We start from the raw sequence: 23235 nt of genomic DNA on the forward strand, positions 1-23235 counted from the left end.
GGGAAATGGGCCGCGCGGTTCAGGCTGGCTTCAGCAGCCCATCCAGCGCTTTGATTGGACGACGTTCCGCATCTTTGGTGACGCTGCCACTGGGCGGACGGATGTGTTTTGTCACCTCAACCATCAGTACACCGCCCGCCATAATCGTGGGTAGCCGTTGACCGGTCTTTTCGATTAGGTTTGCCGATTTCAACCAGAAACGGCGAAACGATGGTGGAAGGTAAAGCGCCGAGCAATGGCTTTCGGGGATAAAGTGATGCGCCTTGAGCTGGCTTTCTAGCTGCGAGGCGGAATAGGGTCGGCCAAAGCCGAACGGGGTCTTGTCGGTCCGCGACCACAACCCCGCCCGGTTGGGCACGATAAAGTACGCACGCCCCCCCGGCCCCAACACGCGCCAACACTCGCTCAACAGCTCGCTGGGCCGTTGCGAGGTCTCAAGCCCGTGCATCACGATAAGCTTATCGACGTGGCCGGTTTCAATCGGCCACAAGGTTTCTTCGGTCAGAACCGACACATTGGGCATACCAGCCGGCCAGGGCATGACACCTTGCGGGCCCGGCATCAGGCCAATGACGCGGCGGGCATCCGCAAGATAAGGACGCAGCAAAGGTACCGCGAAACCGAATCCTGCCACGGTTTGCCCTTTGGCCTCGGGCCAATGCTCAGTCAGACGCCCACGGATCGCCGCCTGCGCGGCACGACCCAGAGTGCTACGATAGTAGAAGTTCCTTAAATCCTGCACATCAAGATGCATTGCAGACACCCAGTCAATCGGCTTAGCTGGGCGCAGTCTAGCAACGAAAGGGCAAAAGACCATGCCTCTTGAGATCGTCACCATCCCATGTCTCAGCGATAACTACGCCTTTCTGGCGCATGATCCCGTTAGCGGCAACACCGCACTGGTCGACGCGCCTGAGGCAGGCCCCATTTTGGCCGAACTGGAAAAACGTGGCTGGGCTCTGACCCATGTTCTGCTGACCCATCACCATTGGGACCATGTCGATGGCCTGCCCACCATTTTGGAGAGCCACAAAGCCAAAGTGATTGGAGCGGCAGCAGATGCGCATCGCCTGCCTGCGCTGGATCAGCAGGTCAGCGATGGGGACACATTTGAATTCGGCGGTGAGCCGGTGAAGGTGCTGGACGTTTCCGGCCATACAATTGGCCATGTCGCCTATTATTTGCCGGGCAGCGCGGCGGTTTTCACAGCAGACAGCCTCATGGCATTGGGGTGTGGGCGCTTGTTCGAGGGTACAGCGCCTCAGATGTGGTCTTCTCTCAGCAAGCTGGCCGCCCTGCCCGACGACACACTCGTCTGTTCAGGGCATGAGTACACGCAGTCCAATGCAAAATTCGCTGTGACCGTCGATCCGGACAACGCTGCATTGCAGCAGCGTGTCGCCGATATCGATCGCGCCCGCGCCGCCGGAGAACCCACCGTGCCGTCATCTCTGGCGCTCGAAAAGGCTACAAACCCCTTCTTGCGAGCCGCTGACCCGTCGATACAGGCACATTTGGGCATGCAGAACGCGAAGCCCGCTGAAGTTTTTGCGGAAATCAGGGCTAGAAAAGACCGCTTCTAATACCCAAATTGCCTTCCTCACGGCCACGGTCACGTTAAATGTGACTGTCAAGAGTAAGAAAACCCTTGAAGCCGGGCCACGATCAACCAAACTCTAATAGTATGAGGACATGGTTGGATGGGGTACCGGCCGAAGCCTGCCCCTTTTCGACCCAAGACAGAGGAGCACCCGCGTGCCTTCATTCTCGAGCACATTAGAACAAGCCATCCACGCGGCCTTGGCGGCTGCGAATGAACGGCGTCACGAATTTGCCACGCTAGAGCATCTGCTTCTGGCGTTGCTTGAAGAACCCGACGCGATCCGTGTCATGAAAGCCTGCAGCGTCGATCTGGACGAACTGCGCAGCACCCTGGTCGAGTTCATTGACGAAGACCTTTCCAACCTGGTCACGGACATTGACGGTTCTGAGGCCGTGCCAACGGCCGCCTTCCAGCGCGTTATTCAGCGCGCAGCGATCCACGTCCAAAGTTCAGGCCGGACTGAAGTAACCGGCGCGAACGTGCTGGTTGCGATCTTCGCCGAACGCGAAAGCAATGCCGCCTATTTCCTGCAGGAACAGGATATGACCCGCTATGACGCCGTGAACTTCATCGCGCATGGTGTGGCCAAGGACCCCGCCTACGGCGAGAACCGCTCAGTTTCCGGCGCAGATCAGGTCGAAGAAGAGGTTCAATCCGGCTCTGCCGAGGGCGATCAGAAAGAAAGTGCGCTTGGAAAGTACTGCATTGATCTGAACGCGAAATCGCGTGCGGGCGATGTGGACCCGCTGATCGGTCGCGCCGATGAGGTCGAGCGTTGTATTCAGGTGCTATGCCGCCGTCGCAAGAACAACCCGCTGCTGGTGGGTGATCCGGGCGTGGGCAAAACGGCCATCGCGGAAGGTCTGGCGCACAAGATCGTCGGTGGCGAAGCGCCGGATGTGTTGTCTGAGACTACGATCTATTCCCTCGACATGGGCGCTCTGCTTGCAGGCACGCGTTATCGCGGTGACTTCGAGGAACGTCTGAAAGCGGTCGTGACCGAGCTGGAAGACCACCCCGACGCCGTGTTGTTCATCGATGAGATTCACACCGTGATTGGTGCCGGTGCCACTTCGGGCGGCGCGATGGACGCGTCGAACCTGCTGAAACCTGCCTTGCAGGGCGGCAAGCTGCGCACCATGGGCTCGACCACATATAAGGAGTTCCGTCAACATTTCGAAAAAGACCGCGCGCTCAGCCGCCGGTTCCAGAAGATCGACGTGAATGAACCTTCGGTCGAAGACAGCGTAAAAATCCTGCGCGGTCTCAAGCCCTACTTCGAAGAGCATCATGAGATCAAGTATACCGCTGACGCCATCAAGACTGCGGTAGAGCTGTCCGCTCGCTATATCAATGACCGCAAACTGCCCGACAAGGCCATCGACGTAATCGATGAGGCCGGAGCGGCGCAGCATCTCGTTGCAGAAAGCAAACGGCGCAAGACTATCGGGGTCAAGGAAATCGAGGCGGTCGTCGCCAAGATCGCCCGCATCCCGCCCAAGAACGTCACCAAGGACGATGCCGAGGTGCTGAAAGACCTCGAAGCCTCGTTGAAACGTGTGGTGTTTGGCCAGGATCTGGCGATCGAGGCACTGTCCAGCGCGATCAAATTGGCCCGTGCTGGTCTGCGTGAGCCCGAAAAACCCATCGGCAACTACCTGTTCGCCGGCCCGACTGGCGTGGGTAAAACCGAGGTCGCGAAACAGCTGGCAGATACACTGGGTGTGGAACTGCTGCGGTTCGACATGTCGGAATACATGGAGAAACACGCTGTTTCCCGTCTGATCGGTGCGCCTCCGGGCTATGTTGGGTTTGACCAAGGTGGCCTGCTGACGGATGGCGTCGACCAGCATCCGCATTGTGTACTGTTGCTGGACGAGATTGAGAAAGCGCACCCGGACGTGTTCAACATCCTGTTGCAGGTGATGGATCACGGTGAACTGACCGATCACAACGGTCGCACGGTGAATTTCCGCAACGTGGTTCTGATCATGACCTCGAACGCGGGTGCGCAGGAACAGGCCAAGGCCGCCATCGGCTTTGGCCGCGACCGCCGCGAGGGCGAGGATACCGCTGCCATCGAGCGGATGTTCACGCCGGAATTCCGCAACCGTCTGGATGCCGTGATATCCTTCGCGCCGCTGCCGAAAGAGGTCATCCTGCAGGTTGTCGAGAAATTCGTCCTGCAGCTTGAGGCGCAATTGCTGGATCGAAATGTGACCATCGACCTGACCCCCAAAGCCGCCGAATGGCTGGCGGACAAAGGGTATGACGATAAAATGGGTGCGCGTCCATTGGGCCGCGTCATTCAGGAACACATCAAGAAGCCTCTGGCCGAAGAGTTGCTGTTCGGCAAGCTGGCCAAAGGCGGCGTGGTTCGCGTTTCCGTCAAGAAGGGCGATTTGAACCTGCAAATCCTTGGTCCTGATCAACCACGTATTCCAGGCGACAAGCCTCCGCTTTTGACCGCGGATTAAGTCCGCTACCGCCCAACAAAATTAGTCGCCCGGTTTGTCCAACAGCCGGGCGATTTCATTTCCGCCGCAAACGATTTCGACGGAACAGCCATGCCTGTGCGTTTCAATATCACAGTTGAACCGCAAAGGAGATCTTGATGACCAGAACCGTCGCTGTTTGGAGTGTTGCTTTCGCTCTTTCCGCTGTTGCCGCCATTGCAACCGCCCAGCACAGATTTCGGTATCACGACGAAACAGAAACGCGACCGCTGCGCCTGCAGGCCGCAACGGTTGATCCAGGAAACAGCCACTCTGAGATCTCCGCGACCCACGACACTTTGCGCGTCTCGGCCAATGGGATCCCCGATCACCTTGTCGGGCGCTTTCCAAACCGGGGCAACCCGCACAGGATTTCCGAACAACGCATCAACCTGAAGGTGCCGACCAATCCGCAGTCCAATGGATCCACGACCCCGCTCGAAATGGGATGGAATTTTGGTGTGTCTCTGAACGGGGTCGTATTTGACCCGCTGGCTGCTGAATTCTGGCAGGGCAATCCCCGTTCGGGCTGGTCCTACAATGCGCTTGGGGGCGCGATTACGCTGGGGTTCGACGAGAACTATGCGCATGTTCAACCCAATGGAAAATACCATTACCACGGCATCCCCACGGGTTTTATTGAACTGCTGAACTATTCACCCAGCCGTCATTCACCGCTAATCGGATACGCCGCTGACGGCTTTCCGATCTATGCGATGACTGGTGTTGTGGACGGGGAAGTGACGCAAATGAAGTCTTCCTATCAGCTGAAAAGCGGCAATCGCCCCGGAGGGGAGAAGCCCAGCGGTAAACATGATGGCACGTTCAACGAAGACTATACCTATGTCGCGGGTGCCGGAAATCTGGATGAATGTAACGGAGCCTTTACGGTTTCGCCTGAATATCCATCGGGAACATATGCCTATTTCCTGACCGAAAGTTACCCGGTCATCCCGCGCTGCTTTGCTGGTAAGCCGGATAACAGCTTTCGGTTCGGTCGTCGCTGACCCGTACCTTTAACGAGTGCCTCGGTTACCTTTCGGTGAGTTTCAGCTCGATTCGGCGGTTTTGTGCCCGGGCCTCCGGGGTGTCCGCCGGGTTTACGGGCTGGAACTCACCAAACCCGTTTGCGGCCAGCCTGTTCGGCGGGATGCCCAGCGCATCGACCATGTAGCGCACCACTGACAAGGCACGGCCCTGGCTAAGCTCCCAGTTGTCGCGATAGCGCCCGGAACCGGCAAGTGGCACATTATCGGTGTGACCATCGACGCGGATCACCCAATTCAGACCCTCGGGGATTTCAGCCGCGACGCTGCGCAGGATATTGGCCACCTTGGCGACCTCCTGCTGTCCGACCGGTGACAAAACGGCCGAACCGGTGTCAAACAGAACTTCGGACGAGAACACAAATCGGTCGCCTTCTATGCGAACGCCTTCCTCATCCCCAAGCACGTCGCGCAGCCTTCCAAAGAACTCTGAGCGGTAGCGCTGCAGGTCTTCGGCCTGCGCTGCCAGTTCCTGATTTTGGCCAGACAAAGCTTCAGCCTCGGCTTCCAATCGGATTCGTTCAGCCTCTTCCAGAAGACGCCGTCGACGCTCTTCCGAGGCTGCGCGGGCCAAAGCCGCGTTCAGGTCCTGGCCCAGGGTCTGAATGCGAATGTCCGCAGCCGCATTGCGCTCTTCATAGTCGTCCAACAGGGCCTGCAACCCGCCAAGTTGTTGGCGGAGCGCTGCCATCTGCTGGTTTAACAATGCCGTTTCTCGCTGCGCTTTTGCGGAAATCGTTTTCTCGGCAGAAATCGTTTCACGAGCCACAGCCAATAGGTTCGCGCGTTCCTCGGCTAGCGAACGCTGCGTTTGAGCCTCAGCCTGTGCCTCGGTCTGTGCAGCCAAGGCGGCTTGTAGTTGCGCCTGCAGCTCATTCGTGTCCAGCGCACCAAATTGGCGCTCAAGCTCGGCCTTGGCCGCCTGTGCAGCGGCAAGCAGGGTCAGCGTATCCTCAGCTTCCTTGCGCTGCGCTTCCAGTGCCAATGTCATCGCCGTCAGCTCGGCATCTGCGTCCTGCAAACGGTTGCGCAGGTTTTCGGCGGCGGCGGCCTCGGCCAGTTTGGCGGCTTCTTCCGCGCCAAGCTGTTCTTCCAGTTCACTGATCCGGGTGGATTGCGCCGCATCGCTTTGTTCAAGGTCTGCAACCAAAGCCTCCAGCGCCTCGCGTTGGGCTGCCGCCAGCCGGGCGGCTTCAGCCTGTTCGTCGATCTCTGACCGGCTTTGCGCCAGTGCAAGGTTCAACGCCTCTTGGTCTTCCAGCAGTTTGGCCCGCTGAGCTTCCAATGTTGCGATTGCGCCGCGAGCCCGTTCCTGATCCGTCAGAAGCGCGGCGACCTGAGCTTCGAAATCCGTAATCCGCGCCTGAGACAGGGCCAAGTCTACTTCAGCCCGCGCCAGCGTATCCTCGGTTTGCGACAGGGTCGCGTTCAACGCCCCAAGGCGCGCCTCCAAACGGCTATTCTCCCGCTCTTCCAAACCCAATGCCCCGGCCAGCGCCGCGACTTCATCAGATAATGCGGTTAGTTCGTCTTCTTGCCCGGAAATGGTTTCACGTAACACGAACTGAACCACCATAAAGATGGTCAGAACAAAGGTCAGCACCATCAGCAACCCAGTGATCGCGTCAACAAAGCCCGGCCAAACCGAGCCCTGGAAACGCTGACCTGTGCGGCGGGACAGAGCCATAGATTACTCTCCTTCCGGAGCGGTGCGCACGGCGCCTCGGGGCAATGTCAGGGCTTTGACCAGCAATTCGATATCCTTGCGCAGCTCGCTCATGCTTTCCTGACGCCCGGCCGAGATTTCTTCGAGGATACGCAAAAGCTGAACGTCCATCGACCGCAGACGCATTCGGCTTTCGGCGTCAATTCCATCCCCTGTTCCCTGATCACGCATGTGATCCAGCAAGGCGTCTTGCCCAAGGGCCACGCGTTCCAATGCGGACGTCACCCCTTCGGATTCGGACTGGCGCACATTCATCTCACCGATCGCGTCAACCAATTGGCCCAGTTTGACCGAAACGGCAGCCCGGTCAGATTCCTGCGCCGAAAACAGGTCCTGCAGCGCGTCCATCTGTTCAGACATCGCGTCCAGAACAGGTGTGAGAACCGCAATCTCTGCGCCGCCTTCTTCTGCCGCGGCAAAGCCAACGCGGGTGATCGAGGACAACCATTCCTCAAGCTCGCGGTAAAACCGGTTTTGACCGTGTCCTGCGAACAGTTCCAACAGACCGACGATCAATGATCCCGCAAGACCAAGCAGTGATGAACCGAATGCCACCCCCATGCCTTGCAACTGGGCCTCAAGGCCCACCATCAGGCGGTTGAAAACGGCCAGTCCTTCTTCGCCTTCTTGGGGGTTCAGGCTGCGAATCGTGTCGACAATGGCCGGGACCGTGGTTGCCAACCCAAAGAACGTCCCCAAAAGACCCAAGTAGATCAGAACATTGGTGATATAGCGCGTGATCTCACGCTCTTCCTCAACGCGTTCAGCGACCGAATCCAGTATCGACCGAGTCGAACTGGAGCTGATCTGCGACCGCGCACCGCGTTCGCGCAGCAACGAGGCCAAAGGCGCCAGCAATTGCGGCGTGCGCGCGTCTTCGCGGACAACGCCGCCAACAAATGCCTCAATCCACCGGACTGAGCCAATCAGCTGTGTCACCTGATAGAAACAGGCGAAGACGCCGATAATAAATACCAGAATGATAAAACCGTTCAGGTAGGGATTGGCCTGAAACACCGGCATTACATAAGGCAGCGCCATGAAGACGCCCAAACCCGCCAACCCAATTGCGACCAACATCATCACAATCTGACGGATGGGATGCGAGAAATGGGGTCTCGCGCCCTGATGTGCCTGCGCCATGCGCGTGTTTCCCGGTTTTTGCCTGCTCTGGCCCGAATCTAGCCAAAATCCGCCGGTGACGCCAAGGATTTATGCTGTGATGCTGCGCACCCGTTGCGCTAACCACTCAAGATCGGGATCGCGCAGGTCGATCTCGGCCAGATGTTCCGCTGTATTGTACAGGTATTCCGTATTCGGACCACGCCCGCCAACCGCATGCGCAATGATCTGCGCCTGCTCTTCCAACGGCATGCCGCCGCAGTATTGGACGTGATCCGCGTCGATCACATAAGTCACGGCGGTGACCACCTCGCCAGTATTCAAATGCACATCCAGCATTTTCTCGACATAGGCGGACGAAATCAGCTCGCGCTCGCGCAAGTCATGCAAGGTGCGCTCTTCATGGCCGGCCTCGACCGCAAGTGCCAAGCCAGTGCAATTGGCATCGGCCTGTTCATCCAGCGCCAGCACTAGACCGGGGTGTTCTTCGGTTCCGCGGTGGTGAATTGAACTCATGCAGAATGACCGGGCATACCCATGCAGCGTGGCGTGTTCGCTGCGCGCCACCGGAAAGCCCGGATTCCACAGCAATGATCCATATCCGAAAACCCACATCGTCATAGCTCTGGTCCTTGCCCGTTTGGGCCTATAAACATCAATTTCAACGCGGGAAAAAGGGCCATCTGCCATGCGCGGTCTAATACGAGTAGTCATTTTCTTAATGGTTGTCTGGAGCGCCTATTGGTTCGTTGCCGGATTCGGATTGCGCAACGCAATCACCGCTTGGTTCGACAAGCAGCAGGAACAGGGTTGGCAGGCGGAGTTTTCTGATGTCTCGACGGCGGGATATCCGCTGAGCCATGTCACCCGCCTGAACAATCCTGCTTTGGCTGACCCGGTTAACGGCACCGCATGGAGTGCTGATTGGATCGAATTTCAAAGCCCAGCGATCTGGCCCGGTCGCCAAGTGCTGCGCTTCGCCGACACACCCCAGCGCCTGTCCTATTTTGATCAGACTGCAACAATCGAAGCCAACGACTTGCAAGCCGAGTTGCAACTCCAGCCCGGTGTGGCACTGGTGCTGGAAAAAATGGCTTTGACCGCTGGTCCGTGGTTGATCACCGATGACGCCGAAGCCCTGGCCGGAGGCGATACGTTGACATTGGTCATGGAGCAAACCTCCATCCCAGTGACCTATGCCATGGGTGCCCGCATCGATGGGTTTACGCCAGGGGACGGCCTGCGCGACCTGATGCGTTCGGCGACCACGTTGCCGCAGGCGTTTGAGACGCTGGAGGTGGACATGACAACCACGTTTAACAAGCCGTGGGATCGTACAGCGCTGGAACAAAGCAGACCACAGCCGGTAAAGATTGACCTGAAACTGGCGGAGATGAAGTGGGGAGCGTTGCGTCTGTTTGCAGCAGGCGAGCTCGATATTGACCACCAGGGTATCCCAACAGGCGAGATCGCAGTCAAAGCTGAAAACTGGCGCGATATGATTGCCATGGCCAATGCAGCAGGCGCCCTGCCCGATCAGGCCGTTGATCCGGTGACACGTGCGTTGAATTTCATGGCCGGGCTAGGCGGAAACCCAAATGCGCTGGATCTGCAATTGAACTTCCGCGACGGCTTCGTGGCACTTGGCCCCTTGCCGTTGGGCCCTGCCCCTCGCCTGATCTTGCGTTAACGGCAGTATGGCCCGCGACGGTGGCGGGCGGTATCCAGATGGAAATGATCCCGATGATACCGGTCCGCGTTTGGCCCCAATACAGTGCCAAACGGCCCGCACGCTTCGCGCCAGATCTTGACCAGTTGTTTTTGTGACGGGTTCTTGCGCCAACCGCTCAGGACCGTCACAACCTCTCCGTCGGCCATCTTGAAGGCCGAGATATCGATCGCGCGACCTTTTCCGTGTTCGGAAATGCGAGCGCCTTTGCGGTTGTTACGCGTCCGACACGCGTAGTGAGCGGCAACCTGCAATTGAACCACCGGCCCGCGTCGCTTGAACGTAGGCTTGACCGTTTTCTCCACCCACTTGTTCAACGCAATTGCTGTTCCACAATCCATCGTGGACGGGCGGCTGAGCGCTACGCCCGAGATCGAGGTGATCTGCACAGCGTCCTTGATTCCGCAAGCCTTGATCCTGCCCGGCACTTTGCCAACTGCTTTGCCCTGAATATCGATGTCTCCGCAAACGGAGCCTTTGCGCAGTTTGCGCTTTTTGAAGAAGGCCTCTTGTTCAAGGGCTTTGGGCCGCAGGTAAGGCATCAGCGACGTGTCCGGTCCCAGCAAAGGCAGATCCGTTGGCCGCGCCGCGACCGCCAAAACCTGTGGGGATGCGGGCCGCAATTCCGGGCGTATGGTCGCTGGAGGTAGTTTTGGCATTGCACTGCTGAGAACGGCCATTGCCGCCTGAGGCCGCGACATTGGTATCAGTGAACGTTCCAGTGAACCAGCCTGAGCCGACGCTGCGCAAAGCGCCGCAAACCCGATCAGAATGGTTCTCCAGCTGTGCATCATGGAGTCGTTTTTCCCCGTCCGAAATCAGGCGCATCCGTGTCCTGCCCGGCATCAATAATGCCACGGCGGATCGCGCGTGTACGGGTGAAATAGTCGAAAAGCTGCTCGCCGTCACCTGTTCTGATTGCGCGCTGCAAGGCGAACAGTTCTTCGGTGAAGCGGCCAAGGATCTCTAGCGTCGCATCCTTGTTTGTCAGGAAAACGTCGCGCCACATGGTCGGGTCCGAGGCCGCGATGCGGGTGAAGTCCCGAAATCCAGCCGCAGAATACTTGATCACCTCGGTATCGGTGACCCGGCGCAGATCATCCGCGACCCCAACCATCGTGTAGGCGATCAGGTGCGGCGCATGCGAGGTGACGGCCAGAACCAGGTCATGGTGATCCGCATCCATTTCATCGACATTTGACCCCATGCCTTCCCACAGCGCCCGCAAACGGGCAATCGCGTCCGGGTCCGATCCATCAACCGGCACCAACAGGCACCAGCGGTTGTCAAACAGCTCGGCGAAACCGGATTCCGGACCCGAATGTTCCGTTCCGGCCAGCGGGTGCGCGGGGATGAAATGCACACCTTCCGGGATCTCCGGTCCAACGGCCTGTATGACGTGGCGCTTGACTGAGCCGACATCGGTCACAGTCGCCCCGGGCTTCAGGACAGACGTAATGTCCTTTGCCACCGCGCCCATCGCGCCGACAGGAACACAGAGAACGACCAGATCCGCGCCCTCGACCGCTTCTTGCGCGGTATCGCAGACGCGATCACATAGGCCGATACGTCGGGCCGTGTCGCGGGTGGCCTCGGACCGGGCATAACCGGTCACTTCGCCCGCAAGCCCGGCGCGTTTGATCGCCCAAAACATGGATGAAGCGATCAGGCCCAGCCCGATCAAGGCCACACGGTCGTAAACTTGGCTCATGCGGCACCCCCTTTGAACGCAGTGATGGCCGCAATAACCCGGCGGCAAGCTTCTTCGTCGCCCACGGTGATCCGCAGAGCGTTTGGCAGGTTGTAGCCCGCCACGCGACGCACGATCAAACCCTGGGTCTTGAGATAGTCGTCACACGCCTCGGCCTGTGCCTGATTGGCAAAGCGGGCCAGGATGAAATTGGTGCAGGACGTGTCCGACGGCACGCCGATCTTGGCCAGTTCTTCCGACAACCACACCCGCAGCCGCGCATTTTCGGCCTGGCAGAAGGACAGGAATTCCACGTCATTCACCGCTGCCTCTGCAGCAGCCAACGCGGTCAAGGACAGGTTGAACGGCTGGCGCACCCGATTCAGCACGTCGATAATCGACTGCGCGGCATAGCCCCAACCGACACGCATTCCGCCCAGACCGTACACCTTGGAAAAGGTCCGCGTCATGATCACGTTGTCAAACCGGTCCACCAGCGATGCACCACCGTCGAACCCATCGACAAACTCGGCATAGGCCCCGTCGATCACCATCAGGCAGGTCTTAGGCAATGCTTCGGCCAGACGCAGCAATTCAGCCTCGGGGATCATGGTCGAGGTCGGGTTGCCTGGGTTTGTCACAAACACAATCCGCGTCCGGTCGTTCACGGCAGCCAAAATATTGTCGACATCCACGTGGCGGTCATGCTCGGCCACCATCACTGGGGTTGCACCAGCCATGCGGGCGATGATCGGGTACATCGAAAACCCGTGCTCGGTATAGATGACCTCATCCCCCGGGCCAGCATAGGCCTGAGCGATGAACTGCAGGACTTCGTCACTGCCAACGCCGCAGATAAGTCGTGCCGGGTCCAGCGCGTGACGCTCGCCGATTGCCGCGCGCAGGCTGGCGTGGTCGGTGCTGGGATAGCGATGAAGCGTTGCCGCGCTATCGCGCACCGCTTCGATCGCCTTGGGGCTTGGGCCAAACGGATTTTCGTTCGAACTGAGCTTGATCACGTGCTCGACCCCGGCCACATGCGACTGGCCGCCCTGATAGAGCGCGATGTCCATAATGCCGGGTTGCGGGGTGATCTTGTTCATAAGAGGCTCCGTTGTTGGAGCCTCTCATACCCGTCTCAACGCGTTGAGAAAAGCGGCAATTCCGTCACGCTGCTTTGAAGCGAGCCGTCGCCGGGTCGGCATTGTAATAGGGGGCGAATTCCTCGGTCCGGCGGGACAAGTCATTGACGCTGTCGATGATAAACTGAACCGTCTCTTCGCTCATCAGGTACGAGAAGTTCAGACGCACCCAACCCGGTTTCTTCATCTCTTCTCCTGCGGACAAAGCGGCATGCAATGCCTCCGAGGTCGGGCGATCGATACCCAACAATCGATGCGCATATGGTCCGGCGCAGGCACAGCCACCACGCGCCTGAATACCGTAGATATCGCTGAGCATCCGCGTAAACAGCTGCTGGTGTACCGGCCGACCGGAGTTGTCACGAACAAGGAAAGAATAGATCGGCAAACGGTGCGGATTGTCTGTGCCCAGCAAGGTCAGGTTTGGATTGTCGCCCCACCCTTTCAACGCTATTTCATTGTACCTGGCTTCGCGTTTGGCGATCTCATCTGTACCGGCGACGTCCTTGACGATGAAAGCCAGCGCCGCGCGGATATCCCCGATAACGTTGGGCGTTCCGGCTTCTTCACGTGTGGCGAGATCTTCGCTGTAGTCATGGCGCCAGGGCGAAACGAAACTGACCGTGCCACCACCGGGCCAACTGGGGGATGTGCGCTGGACGGCGCCCTGATTGACGATCAGCACTCCTGACGCACCTGGCCCGCCCGGAAACTTATGTGGCGACACGACAATGGCGTCCTTGCGCGCATCCTCTGGCCCCATGTCCATTGGCAGATACGGTCCGCCACCTGCATAATCCCAGATCGACATGGCCCCATGTGCCTTGAGCAACCGGGTGATCGGATCTGGATCAGTTATGATGCCGGTCACATTGGATGCCGCCGAGAAGGAACCGATGATCAGATCGGAACCGGCATTGTCCACCAACGCCTGTTCAAGCGCACCCAGATCGACGCCGCCTTCGGACGCTTCGGGTATTTCGATGACCCGCGCCTTACTTTCCCGCCAGGGCAAAATGTTGGAATGATGCTCGTATGGTCCAATCAGGACAACCGGCCGGTCAGCCCCCTCAATTCCCATCAAACTGACCAGCCGGTTAAGACCCGCAGTGGCACCGGACCCGGTGAAGATCACCGCGTCCTCTTCCTTTGCTCCAACAATGCGGGCTATTTCTGCGCGCGCTTCGCGGCGCAGACGGGTCATGTAAGACCCGCAATAGGAGGCCTCGGTGTGGCTGTTGGCATAGAAAGGCAGCACCTCATGGGCGACAAAATCCTCTACCTGCCGCAGCGCACGACCCGAAGCGACGTAATCCGCATAGACTAGCGGCACGTCCCCATTCAAACCGGGGATCAGAACATTCTCTCCGATCAGCCCATCGCGCAGGGTTGAATTGCGAGTGGTGGATTGGAGGTCTGCGCGAAATTTGGACAAGGTCATGAGTAAGTCTCCATATTGCACCATCAAATATGATTGAAACCTGATGCGGAAACTTCACCTTTCTTTGGATGGATTTCTCATATGTTGTGTCATATGCTTCGGTATGAGTGAAAAAATAGATCAGATTGACAAGCGCATCCTGCGTGAACTTCAAACAGACGCAACCTTGTCTCAGAGAGAGTTGGCCGATCGGGTCGGTCTGTCGCAAAACGCCTGTTGGCGCAGGCTGAAAGCTTTGAACGAGAATGGCGTCATTACCGGATCAACCGCGCGTATCGCCCGCGAGAAACTGGGGTTAAGCCTTGTGGTCTTTGTCATGCTGCGTACCCGGCACCATTCCGCGGAATGGCTGCAGGCTTTTCGCAGCCATGTCCTGACTATCCCCGAGGTAGTGGATTTTCATCGCATCGGTGGCGATTATGACTATCAGTTGAAAGTCGTAACACAGGATATGACATCATATGACAAGGTGTATCAGCGATTGATCGACAAGGTCGAACTGGACAGTGTGACGTCATATTTCGCCATGGAAGCGATTGCCGAAGCGCGTCCCTTGCCGATCTGATCCGCTCTTCATCTGGCTTTAAGTATCTTGGGGAAGCGCAACGCGCCGGGGCGAAGTCCCATATAAAAAGGCCACGCAAATTGCGTGGCCTCTTCGAAATTCAGTATGTCGGCGAAGATTAGTTCTTCGCGTAGAATTCAACAACCAGGTTCGGCTCCATGACGACCGGGTAAGGCACATCACCCAGGCCCGGTGCGCGCACGAAAGTGGCGGTCATTTTCGAATGATCGGCGTCGATGTAGTCAGGCACATCACGCTCGGCCAGAGCGGCAGCTTCCAGAACAACAGCCAGTTGCTTGGACTTGTCACGTACTTCGATCACGTCGCCTTCTTTGACCCGGTACGACGGGATGTTGACCCGCTTGCCGTTCACTTTGACGTGGCCGTGGTTCACGAACTGACGCGCGGCAAAAACAGTCGCAACAAATTTGGCGCGGTAGACGACTGCGTCCAGACGGCGTTCCAGCAGACCGATCAGGTTTTCACCTGTATCACCATTCACACGCACGGCTTCGGCGTAGATGCGGCGGAACTGCTTCTCTGTCAGGTCGCCATAGTAGCCTTTCAGCTTCTGCTTTGCGCGCAGCTGCAGACCGAAGTCCGACAGTTTGCCTTTGCGGCGCTGACCATGCTGGCCGGGGCCGTATTCACGGCGGTTGACCGGGGATTTCGGACGACCCCAGATGTTTTCGCCCATCCGGCGGTCGATTTTGTACTTGGCAGACGTGCGTTTGGTCACGGCTGATCTCCTTCTTTAGGTCGAAGCCCGATTGGGCCACTATGAAGGGCGTTGTCCTCTTGAGGTTTCCCTCATGACAGGTATCCCCTTGCGGGGGCCACCAACACCAATGAAGCCGCGCTTATATCCGCAGAACTGACGGAGTCAACACGGCTTGGGTATTTTAATGTATGCGAATGCAGTCAGCCTGATTGGAGCTTTAGTCCGCTGCGCTACGCGCGCGCGTAACCGCGTTTTCCCAACCGGCATCCATCGACGACCGCATTGGGAATGCTACAACTGTCCGGTCCGGCAGGATCGACTCGCTTTTGCTTTCAAACTCGGTGAACGCACAGACCCAGAATTCCTGATCACGTGCCGGATATCCGTTTTCGAAAACCAGCGTCGGGTCTGTTTCTCCGGCGATGGACAACAAAAGCGCTGTGTACGTCTGCGCACCATTGGTCAGAACGATACGACCCTGCGCCTCTTCCGCCAGATTCGGTGATGGCGCTATGCTGTTCAACACTCTTGATGCGTATTCTTCTGCCTGAGCTGACAGTATCAGCCCTTGTTCAGTCGGGTTGGCCAACGAAATCGCTTGTCCACGCCACGACCATGCGGCACCAACTTTCAAAAAAGACTGAGGCGCTGCCTCAAGTCCGTCTAACTCTGTCTGCGTCCACGAAATGGATGTACGACCGCTTTCCCCGGCTCTCATTGTACCCGCCTGTACCTTTCAACAAATCACTGCTCACTGGCATCTTCTTATCAGGGCAGATTCTGGCGGAAAAGAGACCTAAATGCAGCAATCACGAAAATGTTGCCGGCATGTCAAGTCAAACTGATACTAAAAGCGAGCGCTATGCAACCTCTGATTGCATAAATGTTTGGCGGCCTACGAACACCTCAAAATGGCCCAAAGAGATTCGCTGTGTAAAGCGTTGTTTTTAAGATCCAAATCGATTCCGGCGGTTTTGTGGCCCAGAGGCCAACAAATTTGAGTGGTTGTTATGAAATCTTAATGTTCCATCCCGTGAAATCAGGTGTAGACATGCGAATTGAACCACCCAATCTTTACGCTGGGGCAACTTCCCCAGACATAATCCCGGCCTGGCTGCGCCTTTGCTGCTATTCATGAAACAGCGCCATTCGTCCGTCTCAGGCTGTCCAGATAGGCACGTTTTGCGGCCTCAACTTCCTCATCACTGCAGAGCGATCGATTCAACTTCAAAAAGTAGCTTGCGCCCCCGGCCGGCTGGACGTTCCGGTTTTCAACGGCCGCGAGCCTATCAGACCTCACGTTCAAGATGGACAGCGCCTTGATCAGAGGGAAACTCTGCTCCTCCAGCCCGGTAACGTTGACAGATTCCACTTCGGCACGAGGCGAAACCGTTTCTTTCACCCGGCGCACCACTGCCTCAAGGTCCGCGCCCGGTTGCAACGCCTTGCTATATTGTGACAGGTCCTCGCGGATTCTGTGGCTGCGAAGGTTCTGCCAATACGTACTTCTGATCCAGTGATCGGCATTTCGGGTCGTGAACAGAAAGATAACTCGGTCTCCTTCCTCAGTCAGGCGTGAGACCTCATCCAACAAAACCTTGGCAAGAACGTGCGTTTGATCATACGACCAAACGCCCTTGCGGCCCGGGATCAAGCCCGAGAATTCTTCATTGGTTATCAGCAGGGGCTTGCCACGGTGGTCCGCGAATGGCTCAAGCGCCTTTCGGACCAGTCTCCCAAAATTCTGAAGCGTACGATCCTTAGGGGCGACCACATACCGCCGCGCGGCCAAACTGGCGGCTTGCAGGTCATCCGGCAAAAGAACGTTCACGCGATCTTTCAGGTATTCCCGATTTTTCGAGAGCGTCTTTTGCAGGGTTGTCGTGCCCGTCTTATGGAAGCCCTGATGGATTACGACCTTCACAATACTGCGTCCAGTTCGTCTATGGTCTGAGAACGGCTGAGCCACTCCAAATGTACCAACCCCGCGCGAGGCAGGATTGGCACCATCTTGAGATGTTCACGGATCAACCGGGCACCCTTGTGGCCCCATGACTTTGTGGCGCTCCATTTGACATTCCTTATCCGCACCAGAAAAACCTTTTTGTTTCAATGCACTCATATCACAATAGCACGGTATACTGACCAAAAATTTCGTAATGAACTACCTTCTTATGGAGCGACCGATTGCCTCGTCGCACCCCTTAAAAGGCAAATCCACACTCGGTTGCTCTAGAGACCGAACCGGCAATCTGAATAGAAGCACCTTATCAACGGTCCGGCGATCCGCCGTGTGCCGAAACGTTCCTGAAGGTCAGATGCGTGAGCAAAGTGATCTTTCACTGTAACTACGCCAGGGTTCGGTCTTGTTTGGCGTCTGTATTTCTCTCTACATTCTACCCATGCAGCATGCTGAGGCTCCATTTTTTCCGCCTGCCACTTCCCGCACACATGAGGTTTGTGGGGCGGGCGCATATGTGTGTGCCTTTGCGCTTGCCGCGCAATTGGGTGGTCATACGATGTGGGTCCGCGAAAACTGGGATACGACACAAATCAATCCAACTGGATTTGCCGATTTCGTGGAGCCTGCGGCACTGACAGTCTGCAATACAGGAAATCAATCCGAGACACTTGCAGGTGCAGAAGAGGCCTTGCGGTCTGGTGCTGTGTCGCTGGTTGTCATGTCGCTGAATAAGCCTTTGGGCTTGACCGAAGGGCGGCGATTGCAGCTGTCTGCGCGGGATGGACGATCCACCGGATTGGCCATTATTCCTGAAGGTATGGGCAGCAATGCAGCGGAAACGAGATGGCGTTGCACTCCTGCGTTTGATCCTGAAGACTCGACTCTGCAGCGGTGGGAGCTTATTAAGAACAAATCAGGAACACTGGGTGTCTGGCATGTTCGATGGGATGCAGCGTCGCGTCGTCTCACTACGGTTTCCCCGGCTCGCAAGTGACCGGGTTTTACGCCAGTGCCCAATCGACAGGCCTTTTGCGCTGACGCTGAAGCAGAAAAATGCCAACCGGATTTACTGCCTGAACGCCACCGCCACACAGCAAGGTCTGCATCAGGGGATGCCCTATGCGGATGCGCGGGCCTTTTGTCCAAACCTGCAAAGCCAAGTGGCGCAGCCTGAGCAGGACCAGCGGTTTTTGCGCACGCTCCGTCGCTGGGCGACACGTTACTGTCCATGGGTTGGGCTTGAGGGCAAGGATGGGTTGGTGATGGATATCACCGGTTCGGCGCATCTGTTTGGCGGAGAGGCGGCCATGCTGACCGACATGCGCATGCGCCTGATGCGCGCCGGGATTTCGACACAGATCGGTCTGGCAGATACGCGTGGGGCAGCTTGGGCATTAGCGCATTATGGCGAAGGTGTTGCCCCCAGCGGCGAGGCGCTGGCCACTCTAGCTGCCCTGCCAGTTGCGGCTTTGCGGATCGAAGACAGCATATCAATCGCGTTACAACGTCTGGGATTGCGCAGCATCGGCGATTTGGCAAGGGCCGCGCGTGCGCCGCTGACCCGCCGGTTTGGCCCCGGTCTTTTGCTGCGATTGGATCAGGCTTTGGGCACACAGCCCGAAGAGATTTCACCTTGTGCTGATCCACCTCATTATGCGGTGCGGATTACCCTGCCAGAACCGATCGGCTTGCTGTCGGATGTGATGGCAGGTGCCGAGCGGCTGCTTGTTCAGCTTTGTGCGAAATTGCAAACACAGGAGGTGGGTGCGCGGAGCTTGTGCATGACACTGCGCCGGGTGGATCAGGACCAGCAACAGGTCGAACTGCGTTTGGCACGCCCGCTACGTGATGCCCGGCGCATCCTGCCGCTTTTCGAGCGAGGACTGAGCGAGGTTTATGCCGGGTTCGGCATTGATCAGCTACGGCTGGAAGCCACGCAGGTAGAGGCCCTGCCGGTGCAACAGATCAGCCATGTTTCAGGTGGCGAAAAAGGCAAGCTGGACGATCTGATCTCGCGACTTGGCACGCGGATCGGATTGGAAAACATCCAGCGATTCCTACCCGCTGACAGCCATATCCCCGAACGCAGCTTTATCGTGGCGCCTGCGGCCTATTCGGACCCGGCCGGTAGTTGGATCAGTACACACCCGCGGCCAATCACTCTGTTCCCACCAGAGCCGATTGCCGCAACAGGCTCGCGTCCCCCTACGCGCTTTCGCTGGCGTCGGATGTCTCTCACCACAGGCCGCACCACCGGACCTGAGCGCATAGCCCCGGAATGGTGGCTTGAGGATGACAACTGGCGTTCCGGCATACGCGATTACTGGCGGGTGGAAACGCGTGAGGGGCGCAGGTTGTGGTTATTCTATACGCCGCAAAACCCCGGCTGGTTTGTACAGGGGGAGTTTGCATGATCGAAATCAATCGCACGCATCGCCCGGTTGAGGCGTTTCGGCGTGATATGTTGGAAATCCGTGTGCAGACGCAGGAGTACGCCGAGCTGTGCGTGACCACGAACTTCACTTTTCTGACTGGGGCATCGCATCCCGAAGAATTGGTGGTACGGGCGGCCGAGTTGGGCCTGTCAGCCATTGCCATTACAGACAACAATTCTTTGGCTGGTGTGGTGCGGGCGTGGTCTGCATTGAAAGAGCTGAAACATGAAGCGCAGGACAGTGTAAAAATACGATCCCAGCAGCGTATGGACAGCTCGTCCCGGCAGGTCCGGGATCAAGGCGGCCCCCTTACCAAGCCTGATGCGATCGTGTTGCCCAAGCTCATTGTAGGGTGCCGGTTGATCTTGCAGGACAGTCCAGTGGATTGGATTGCACTACCGCGTGACCGAGCCGCCTATCAACGTCTGACGCGCCTTTTGACCTTGGGAAAACGTCGAGCCGAGAAAGGGGAGTGCCTGCTTTACAGAAAAGATCTGTTTGCTGCCTGCAAAGGTATGATTCTGCTTGCTCTGCCACAAGGCAATTTGTCAGACGCCACAGAGGACATCCGTACTCTTGTCCGCCATTTCCCGGGCCATGTCTTTATGGGGGCCGCCCCCCGTTACGACGGCAGTGATCAGACCTATCTGCACGCCTGTGCGCAAGCGGCACAAAGAGCCTCTGCCCCGATGGTTGCGGTCGGGGATGTCCTGATGCACCGCGCCAATCGTCGCCAGCTTGCCGATGTGCTGACTTGTATGCGTGAACATATCACCATCGACCAGATCGGTACACGCGCCTTGCCTAATAGCGAACGCCGTCTCAAGGCCGGGCATGATATGGCGCGGGTGTTTCACGCGCATCCAGCCGCCTTACGCCGCACATTGGAAATTGCTGACAAATGCAGCTTCGATCTAAGCGAATTGTCCTATGAATATCCGCATGAAGACACCGATGAGGAGACACCGCAAAACCGTCTAGAACGACTGGCAAAAGAGGGTTTGACGCGACGCTACCCGGACGGCCCGCCAGATAGAGCCATCCAACTGATGAAAAAAGAATTGGCCGTGGTGAAGGAACTGAACTTCCCCGCCTATTTCCTGACCGTGCATGACATTGTCCAATTCGCCAAATCCAAGGGCATTTTATGCCAAGGGCGCGGCTCTGCCGCCAATTCCATCCTCTGTTATCTCTTGGGCATCACCGATGTCAGCCCAGACATGATCGCCATGGTATTCGAGCGCTTCGTGTCCAAACACCGAGGGGAACCGCCCGATATTGACGTCGATTTTGAACATGAGCGGCGCGAAGAGGTGATCCAGTGGATTTATAAGAAATACGGTCGCCACCGCGCCGGGCTTTGCGCCACCGTGATCCATTTCCGCACCCGTGCAGCCATACGTGAAGTGGGCAAGGTCATGGGGCTGAGTCAGGATGTGACCTCAGGCCTGTCCAGCCAGATATGGGGCATGACCAATGGCGGCGTTGATCTGGACCGCATCCGCGAACTTGGCCTTGACCCAAATGACCGCCGCTTGATGCAAACCATCCGCTTGATCGGTGAGATCATCGGCTTCCCGCGTCATCTCTCCCAACATGTTGGCGGCTTTGTTATCACACGTGGGCGGCTGGATGAATTGGCCCCAATTGAAAACGCGGCCATGGAAGATCGCACCGTGATTTGCTGGGACAAAGACGACATTGACGCTCTTGGCATCCTCAAGGTGGATGTGCTGGGGCTGGGCATGCTCAGCTGCATTCGCAAATCTTTTGAGTTGATGCAGGAACACGACAATATCAGCCATAGTATAGCCTCGGTGCCTCAAGGCGACATACCCACCTATGACATGCTGTGCAGGGCAGATGCGATTGGTGTCTTTCAGGTGGAAAGCCGGGCGCAGATGAATTTCCTGCCCCGGATGCGCCCCCAAAAATTCTATGATCTGGTGATCGAGGTCGCGATTGTCCGTCCGGGGCCCATTCAGGGCGATATGGTGAAACCCTATATCCGGCGGCGAAACGGTCAGGAAATCGCGGAACCTTTCGGCCCCGCGCTGGAAGAGGTCACTTCGCGCACGCTGGGTGTGCCATTGTTTCAGGAACAGGCCCTGCAAATCGCCGTGGTCGGCGCGGGCTTCACGCCCGAAGAGGCTGACCATCTACGCCGCTCTCTGGCGTCCTTCCGCCGGATGGGCACAATTGGAAAATACCGTGACAAGTTCATCGCAGGAATGTTGGACAATGGCTATTCTCAGGACGTGGCCGAACGCTGCTTTGGACAAATCGAAGGCTTTGCCGATTATGGTTTCCCCGAAAGCCATGCAGCAGCTTTTGCCATGCTGGCCTATGTGTCGGCCTGGCTGAAATGCCATCATCCGGCGGTCTTTGCCTGCGCGTTGCTCAATTCCCAACCCATGGGGTTTTATGCCCCGGCTCAGATTGTGCGTGATGTCCGTGAACATGGCGTTGAAACCCGCCCGATCTGCGTAAATCACTCCGATTGGGATAACACGCTGGAGCGTCGTCCAGATGGCACCTTGGCACTGAGATTGGGCTTTCGTCAAATCAAAGGGTTGAACGAGGAAGATGCAGGCTGGATCGTAGCAGCCCGAGGCAATGGCTATCCTGACCCAGAAGCATTGTGGCTCCGGGCGGGCCTACGCCCGGATGTATTGACACGCCTAGCCGAGGCCGATGCGTTCTCGGATATGGGGCTCACGCGTCGCGACGCATTATGGCAAGTCAAAGCCATCCAAAGCCCCAAGCCTTTACCCCTGTTCAATGACCCGATTGACGGGGAAAGCATTCATGAACCGCAGGTGCAATTGCCTGTCATGCAATTGGGTGAAGAGGTGGTGGAAGACTATGTCTCTACCCGCCTGACCCTGCGTGCCCACCCGATGGAGCTGCTGCGCCCTGCGCTTCCCGGCCTCGTCACACATGCGGCTTTGCAAAATGTTGCTCTGGGGCGCTACAGCGTCTGCGGCCTCGTCATCACCCGACAACGCCCCGGCACGGCCTCTGGCGTGATCTTCCTGACGCTTGAGGATGAAACCGGTGTCAGCAATGTTGTGGTCTGGCGCAATGTTTATGAGCGGTTCCGGCGTATTGTTATGGGGGCACGGCTTTTGCGTGTGACGGGCTATCTGCAACGTGAAGGCATCGTCGTACACCTGATCGCGCAGGACATTCAGGATATGTCACACAAGCTCTTCGAACTGGGTCACCCAGAGCCAGAAGCCCTGACCACCGAAGGCCCCCGCGCCGATGATACCCCCAAACAGTCGCGCTACCCCTCCCGCGCAATACATCCCCGCGACCAAGCAAAGCGCCTCTTTCCAAGTCGCGATTTTCATTGAAGGCGGAGATTCATGCAGTATGCAGAGTTTGGTGCTTTGGGCTCTTAGCCGACATTTTATGGGCGGAAAGCAATTAGCTTAACGAAGCATTGGTGTCCTGCAAATGCAGTATCGTGTTCAAAATTGATTTCACGAAGTACAAATCTAGCAAAAGCTACGATGAGTCTTCTGGTGTGAAAGCGATATATATCGGATTAA

At 57.4% G+C, this 23235-nt stretch carries 19 protein-coding genes; 8 read left to right on the plus strand and 11 right to left on the minus strand.

Annotation, left to right across the window (positions count from 1 at the left end; genetic code table 11):
• Positions 1–19: 19 nt before the first annotated feature.
• Positions 20–754, minus strand: a complete 735-nt coding sequence (locus tag GOW16_RS02215; RefSeq protein WP_170409802.1) for a class I SAM-dependent methyltransferase — start codon at positions 752–754, stop codon at positions 20–22.
• A gap of 61 nt (positions 755–815) precedes the next feature.
• Between GOW16_RS02215 and gloB the strand changes: the two genes are divergently transcribed.
• From gloB to GOW16_RS02230, 3 genes are all read left to right on the plus strand, one after another.
• The gene (gene gloB / locus GOW16_RS02220) at positions 816–1583 is read left to right on the plus strand and encodes a hydroxyacylglutathione hydrolase (protein WP_170409803.1); all 768 of its coding nucleotides are present in this window, start codon (positions 816–818) and stop codon (positions 1581–1583) included.
• 172 nt (positions 1584–1755) lie between these two features.
• The gene (gene clpA, locus GOW16_RS02225) at positions 1756–4080 is read left to right on the plus strand and encodes an ATP-dependent Clp protease ATP-binding subunit ClpA (RefSeq protein WP_170409804.1); all 2325 of its coding nucleotides are present in this window, start codon (positions 1756–1758) and stop codon (positions 4078–4080) included.
• 137 nt (positions 4081–4217) lie between these two features.
• The gene (locus tag GOW16_RS02230; RefSeq protein WP_170409805.1) at positions 4218–5105 is read left to right on the plus strand and encodes a YHYH protein; all 888 of its coding nucleotides are present in this window, start codon (positions 4218–4220) and stop codon (positions 5103–5105) included.
• Between the two features lie 25 nt (positions 5106–5130).
• Here GOW16_RS02230 and GOW16_RS02235 read toward each other — a convergent pair whose 3' ends face one another.
• The 3 genes from GOW16_RS02235 to GOW16_RS02245 form a co-directional block, all read right to left on the minus strand.
• Positions 5131–6831: a peptidoglycan -binding protein gene (locus GOW16_RS02235; protein ID WP_170409806.1), complete on the minus strand. Its 1701-nt coding sequence runs from the start codon at positions 6829–6831 to the stop codon at positions 5131–5133.
• 3 nt (positions 6832–6834) lie between these two features.
• Positions 6835–8013: a biopolymer transporter ExbB gene (locus tag GOW16_RS02240; protein ID WP_170409807.1), complete on the minus strand. Its 1179-nt coding sequence runs from the start codon at positions 8011–8013 to the stop codon at positions 6835–6837.
• A 69-nt stretch (positions 8014–8082) separates the two neighbouring features.
• On the minus strand, positions 8083–8613 hold the full coding sequence (locus tag GOW16_RS02245) for a gamma-glutamylcyclotransferase (RefSeq protein ID WP_170409808.1): 531 nt from the start codon (positions 8611–8613) through the stop codon (positions 8083–8085).
• A gap of 67 nt (positions 8614–8680) precedes the next feature.
• Between GOW16_RS02245 and GOW16_RS02250 the strand changes: the two genes are divergently transcribed.
• On the plus strand, positions 8681–9682 hold the full coding sequence (locus GOW16_RS02250; RefSeq protein WP_170409809.1) for a DUF2125 domain-containing protein: 1002 nt from the start codon (positions 8681–8683) through the stop codon (positions 9680–9682).
• Here the strand turns inward: GOW16_RS02250 and GOW16_RS02255 are convergent.
• From GOW16_RS02255 to GOW16_RS02270, 4 genes are all read right to left on the minus strand, one after another.
• Positions 9679–10515 (minus strand): extensin-like domain-containing protein, encoded by an 837-nt coding sequence (locus GOW16_RS02255; RefSeq protein ID WP_254429659.1) that lies wholly within the window; start codon positions 10513–10515, stop codon positions 9679–9681. The two genes, GOW16_RS02250 and GOW16_RS02255, sit on opposite strands and share 4 nt — an antisense overlap.
• The gene (locus GOW16_RS02260) at positions 10512–11432 is read right to left on the minus strand and encodes a prephenate/arogenate dehydrogenase family protein (protein ID WP_170409810.1); all 921 of its coding nucleotides are present in this window, start codon (positions 11430–11432) and stop codon (positions 10512–10514) included. The genes GOW16_RS02255 and GOW16_RS02260 overlap by 4 nt, the downstream gene beginning before the upstream one ends.
• The gene (gene hisC / locus GOW16_RS02265) at positions 11429–12514 is read right to left on the minus strand and encodes a histidinol-phosphate transaminase (RefSeq protein WP_170409811.1); all 1086 of its coding nucleotides are present in this window, start codon (positions 12512–12514) and stop codon (positions 11429–11431) included. Before hisC ends, GOW16_RS02260 begins: the two co-directional genes overlap by 4 nt.
• Positions 12515–12578: 64 nt before the next feature.
• A complete protein-coding gene (locus GOW16_RS02270) occupies positions 12579–13994 on the minus strand; it encodes an aminotransferase class V-fold PLP-dependent enzyme (protein WP_170409812.1) in 1416 nt (471 codons plus the stop codon).
• Between the two features lie 103 nt (positions 13995–14097).
• Between GOW16_RS02270 and GOW16_RS02275 the strand changes: the two genes are divergently transcribed.
• Positions 14098–14559 carry an Lrp/AsnC family transcriptional regulator gene (locus tag GOW16_RS02275; protein ID WP_170409813.1) on the plus strand — a complete coding sequence of 154 codons (462 nt, stop codon included), beginning with the start codon at positions 14098–14100 and terminating at the stop codon, positions 14557–14559.
• A 118-nt stretch (positions 14560–14677) separates the two neighbouring features.
• Here the strand turns inward: GOW16_RS02275 and rpsD are convergent, their stop codons facing one another.
• The 3 genes from rpsD to GOW16_RS02290 all read right to left on the minus strand — a co-directional run bounded on the left by rpsD (position 14678) and on the right by GOW16_RS02290 (position 17204).
• On the minus strand, positions 14678–15298 hold the full coding sequence (gene rpsD, locus GOW16_RS02280; protein ID WP_058275494.1) for a 30S ribosomal protein S4: 621 nt from the start codon (positions 15296–15298) through the stop codon (positions 14678–14680).
• A 199-nt stretch (positions 15299–15497) separates the two neighbouring features.
• Positions 15498–15998 (minus strand): hypothetical protein, encoded by a 501-nt coding sequence (locus GOW16_RS02285; RefSeq protein WP_170409814.1) that lies wholly within the window; start codon positions 15996–15998, stop codon positions 15498–15500.
• Positions 15999–16412: 414 nt separating this feature from the next.
• Positions 16413–17204, minus strand: a complete 792-nt coding sequence (locus GOW16_RS02290) for a hypothetical protein (protein ID WP_170409816.1) — start codon at positions 17202–17204, stop codon at positions 16413–16415.
• 478 nt (positions 17205–17682) lie between these two features.
• On the opposite strand from GOW16_RS02290, the gene GOW16_RS02295 reads away from it, so the two are divergent.
• The 3 genes from GOW16_RS02295 to GOW16_RS02305 are packed head-to-tail and all read left to right on the plus strand — an operon-like array spanning position 17683 to position 23037.
• Positions 17683–18237 (plus strand): ImuA family protein, encoded by a 555-nt coding sequence (locus GOW16_RS02295; protein WP_170409818.1) that lies wholly within the window; start codon positions 17683–17685, stop codon positions 18235–18237.
• Positions 18179–19657, plus strand: coding sequence for a Y-family DNA polymerase (locus GOW16_RS02300; protein ID WP_170409820.1), 1479 nt, complete (start codon positions 18179–18181; stop codon positions 19655–19657). The genes GOW16_RS02295 and GOW16_RS02300 overlap by 59 nt, the downstream gene beginning before the upstream one ends.
• A complete protein-coding gene (locus GOW16_RS02305) occupies positions 19654–23037 on the plus strand; it encodes an error-prone DNA polymerase (RefSeq protein ID WP_170409822.1) in 3384 nt (1127 codons plus the stop codon). Before GOW16_RS02300 ends, GOW16_RS02305 begins: the two co-directional genes overlap by 4 nt.
• Positions 23038–23235: the final 198 nt, after the last annotated feature.

Source organism: Ruegeria atlantica, assembly GCF_013033965.1.
GTDB lineage: Bacteria > Pseudomonadota > Alphaproteobacteria > Rhodobacterales > Rhodobacteraceae > Ruegeria > Ruegeria atlantica_D.

What these genes read in the sequence shown, in the direction of transcription:
- GOW16_RS02215 (WP_170409802.1), bottom strand. Translation starts at nt 754, where the DNA reads ATGCATCTTGATGTGCAGGATTTAAGGAACTTCTACTATCGTAGCACT.
- gloB (WP_170409803.1), top strand. Translation starts at nt 816, where the DNA reads ATGCCTCTTGAGATCGTCACCATCCCATGTCTCAGCGATAACTACGCC.
- GOW16_RS02230 (WP_170409805.1), top strand. Translation starts at nt 4,218, where the DNA reads ATGACCAGAACCGTCGCTGTTTGGAGTGTTGCTTTCGCTCTTTCCGCT.
- GOW16_RS02235 (WP_170409806.1), bottom strand. Translation starts at nt 6,831, where the DNA reads ATGGCTCTGTCCCGCCGCACAGGTCAGCGTTTCCAGGGCTCGGTTTGG.
- GOW16_RS02240 (WP_170409807.1), bottom strand. Translation starts at nt 8,013, where the DNA reads ATGGCGCAGGCACATCAGGGCGCGAGACCCCATTTCTCGCATCCCATC.
- GOW16_RS02245 (WP_170409808.1), bottom strand. Translation starts at nt 8,613, where the DNA reads ATGACGATGTGGGTTTTCGGATATGGATCATTGCTGTGGAATCCGGGC.
- GOW16_RS02250 (WP_170409809.1), top strand. Translation starts at nt 8,681, where the DNA reads ATGCGCGGTCTAATACGAGTAGTCATTTTCTTAATGGTTGTCTGGAGC.
- GOW16_RS02255 (WP_254429659.1), bottom strand. Translation starts at nt 10,515, where the DNA reads ATGATGCACAGCTGGAGAACCATTCTGATCGGGTTTGCGGCGCTTTGC.
- GOW16_RS02260 (WP_170409810.1), bottom strand. Translation starts at nt 11,432, where the DNA reads ATGAGCCAAGTTTACGACCGTGTGGCCTTGATCGGGCTGGGCCTGATC.
- hisC (WP_170409811.1), bottom strand. Translation starts at nt 12,514, where the DNA reads ATGAACAAGATCACCCCGCAACCCGGCATTATGGACATCGCGCTCTAT.
- GOW16_RS02270 (WP_170409812.1), bottom strand. Translation starts at nt 13,994, where the DNA reads ATGACCTTGTCCAAATTTCGCGCAGACCTCCAATCCACCACTCGCAAT.
- GOW16_RS02275 (WP_170409813.1), top strand. Translation starts at nt 14,098, where the DNA reads ATGAGTGAAAAAATAGATCAGATTGACAAGCGCATCCTGCGTGAACTT.
- GOW16_RS02285 (WP_170409814.1), bottom strand. Translation starts at nt 15,998, where the DNA reads ATGAGAGCCGGGGAAAGCGGTCGTACATCCATTTCGTGGACGCAGACA.
- GOW16_RS02295 (WP_170409818.1), top strand. Translation starts at nt 17,683, where the DNA reads ATGCAGCATGCTGAGGCTCCATTTTTTCCGCCTGCCACTTCCCGCACA.
- GOW16_RS02300 (WP_170409820.1), top strand. Translation starts at nt 18,179, where the DNA reads ATGTTCGATGGGATGCAGCGTCGCGTCGTCTCACTACGGTTTCCCCGG.
- GOW16_RS02305 (WP_170409822.1), top strand. Translation starts at nt 19,654, where the DNA reads ATGATCGAAATCAATCGCACGCATCGCCCGGTTGAGGCGTTTCGGCGT.